The organism is Methylobacterium sp. CCH5-D2 (assembly GCF_001556475.1).
Classification (GTDB): Bacteria; Pseudomonadota; Alphaproteobacteria; order Rhizobiales; family Beijerinckiaceae; genus Methylobacterium; species Methylobacterium hispanicum.
Genome location: NZ_LSIX01001071.1, coordinates 1 through 2512, shown reverse-complemented (window position 1 = coordinate 2512; position 2512 = coordinate 1). Strand labels below are relative to the sequence as shown.

The 2512-nt window shown below is 72.9% G+C and carries 4 protein-coding genes; 2 read left to right on the top strand and 2 right to left on the bottom strand.

Translation table 11 applies throughout. From position 1 onward, the window contains the following. Nucleotides 1–152 precede the first annotated feature (152 nt). Nucleotides 153–656, bottom strand: coding sequence for an RT0821/Lpp0805 family surface protein (locus AX737_RS29045; RefSeq protein WP_066927425.1), 504 nt, complete (start codon nucleotides 654–656; stop codon nucleotides 153–155). A gap of 135 nt (nucleotides 657–791) precedes the next feature. On the opposite strand from AX737_RS29045, the gene pdxH reads away from it, so the two are divergent. After that, nucleotides 792–1388: a pyridoxamine 5'-phosphate oxidase gene (gene pdxH / locus AX737_RS29040; RefSeq protein WP_280949108.1), complete on the top strand. Its 597-nt coding sequence runs from the start codon at nucleotides 792–794 to the stop codon at nucleotides 1386–1388. A gap of 16 nt (nucleotides 1389–1404) precedes the next feature. Here the strand turns inward: pdxH and AX737_RS29035 are convergent, their stop codons facing one another. Next, the gene (locus AX737_RS29035; RefSeq protein ID WP_066927422.1) at nucleotides 1405–1980 is read right to left on the bottom strand and encodes a 4-carboxy muconolactone decarboxylase; all 576 of its coding nucleotides are present in this window, start codon (nucleotides 1978–1980) and stop codon (nucleotides 1405–1407) included. Nucleotides 1981–2206: 226 nt separating this feature from the next. Here AX737_RS29035 and AX737_RS29030 point away from each other — a divergent pair. Further along, nucleotides 2207–2512 (top strand): SDR family NAD(P)-dependent oxidoreductase (locus AX737_RS29030; protein ID WP_156454032.1); only part of this gene is annotated, 306 nt, incomplete at its 3' end.

Sequence of the window (2512 nt, the reverse complement as noted above, 5' to 3'; positions counted from 1 at the left end):
CCGGCGGTTCGCGCCTGTCCGGCGATCTCGGCCCGGATGTGGGACCTGTGTTGCTTTTCCGCAACGGCCTGACCGGAGAAAGTCGGCTCCTTTGCGCGCGCCGTCAAGCGCCGCGGGGGATGGCCCGCGCGGCGCGCTGACGGACCGGCTCGTCAGGCCGATCTGGAAGCGCGCAGGTGACGCAGTTCCCAGCTGCCCCCGGAGGGCTTGCAGCCGGTTCCGCGCACGAAGCGGCTGCGTTCGGGCGCGATCACCGAGGCGAGGAAGTCGCGGCAGATCAGGTCGTTGGCGACATAGGGAAGCCCCGTCGGGTTGATCGATCCGCGCAGGCCCGATTCCGGGTTGTCCCACTTCACCGGGCGGCCGTTGCCCTGCGGATCGAGGGCGACACCCAGCGCGGCCCGGGCGCGGCGCCAATCCTCCTCGCCCAGGTCGGGGCCGAAGCTCGACGGGCGCTTCGAGATGCTGCCGGTGACGGCCGGCTCGGCACCCGCCTCCGCGGCCTCGGCGCGGGCGGGCTCCTCGGGCGCCTGACGGAACACCAGAAGCGGCTGGCTGCACCCGCACAGGAGCGCGAGGAGCCCGGCGCCGATCACGAGCCGGCACGCCCGGCCGACGGGGGTCCCCCGGGGGTCTTTACACGCGCCCTGCCGCATTACACCTGAACTCTCCGCCACCGCGTGAGGCCCAACGCTAGAGCGCCCCATCGGTGCCCCCGACCGGATGCCATGAGAGAGGACTAAGCCGTGGAGCCGTTAACGATCGGTGATTCCGCCCACGCGCCGGGCGCGGTGCCGGCCGACTTCACCCTGGCCGAGGATCCGTTCGCCCTGTTCGCGGCCTGGATGAAGGAGGCGGAGGCCGCCGAGCCCGAGGACCCGAACGCGATGGCGCTCGCCACCGCCGGCTCGGACGGGCTGCCGGACGTGCGGATCGTGCTGCTCAAGGGCTTCGACGCGCGCGGCTTCGTCTTCTACACCAACACGGAATCGACCAAGGGCGAGGAGCTTGCCCAGAATCCACAGGCGGCCCTGGTGCTGCACTGGAAGAGCCTGCGCCGGCAGGTGCGCGCCCGCGGTGCGGTCACGCCTGTCACGCCCGAGGAGGCGGACGCCTACTTCGCGAGCCGCCACCCGCAGAGCCGCCTCGGCGCGCATGCGAGCCGGCAGTCGCGCCCGCTCGCCGACCGGGCGACCCTGATGGCGGCCGTGGCCGAACTCGCCGCGCGCTACGAGAACGAGCCGGTGCCGCGGCCGGAGCACTGGACCGGCTTCCGGATCGAGCCGACCAGCCTGGAGTTCTGGCAGAACGGCGACTATCGCCTGCACGACCGGGTGCGCTTCACCCGGTCCGGCGACGGCTGGACGCGGTCGCGGCTCTACCCTTGAGGCCGGCCTCCGCCCCTCAGGGCGTCAGCGACCGGAGCGGCGGCTCGGCGCCCTCCGGCAAGGCGGTGCGGGCCATGTTCATCGTCATGGCCAGCAGCGCGTAGTAGCCGTTGATGCCCGCCAGATCGACCGCGCCCCGTTCGCCGAAGCGGGCGACGAGCGCCGCGTAGGTCGGGTCGCTGACGGCGCGATTGTGCTGAAGCTCGGTCGAGAAGGTCCAGACCAGTTCCTCGTCCGCGCTCATGCCCTCCGGGCGACGGCCCTCGGCGATCGCCTGGGCGGTCTCCGGCGAGACGCCGGCCTTCAGGGCGATCGGATGGTGGATGTGCCACTCGAGCTGCTGGCTCCACAGCCGCGCGACGATCAGGATCGCGAACTCGCTGAGCGCGAGCGGCAGCGCGCTGCCGTAGCGCAGGTACAGTCCCATCTCGCTCGCGCGCAGCATGAGATCGGGACTGCGCAGCAGGGGCCAGAACGGCCCGAAGACAGGGGTCCCGCGGGCGGTCTCGAAAGCTTCCGCCGCCCTCCGCTGTGCGGGCGTCAGCGCCGTCTCGGCGAGGGGTGGGAGGCGGTCGCGGCTGGGATCGGGCATCGGCGGGCTCCGGATCGGATGAGCCGCATCGCAGACACCGCGCGGAGCGAGCCGGTCAAGGCGCCGGCCGTGCTGCACCGCGGCGGCGAGCGGGTCGCCGCCCTGGATTTTCACGGCTGCAGCGCTTAGACCGGGCCCTCAAGCCCGTCGGCGGCGCGGCTCGCCCGCCGCGGAATGCTCAGCGAGGCAGGCCGTGGCCCCACCCCACAACGACCGTCGACGGATCATGCTCCTCACGGGGGCGAGCCGCGGCATCGGCCACGCCACGGTGAAGCGGTTCTCCGCCGCCGGCTGGCGGGTCATCACCTGCTCGCGCCACGCCTTCCCGGAGAACTGCCCCTGGGAGATGGGCCCCGAGGACCACCTCCAGGTCGATCTCGCCGACGCCGAGGACACGATGCGCGGCGTGCGCGAGGTGGCCGAGCGCCTGAAGGCCGAGGGCGGCGTCCTGCACGCGCTCGTCAACAACGCCGGCATCTCGCCCAAGGGCCCCGAGGGCGAGCGGCTCGGCGCGATCGCCACCGGCTGGGCC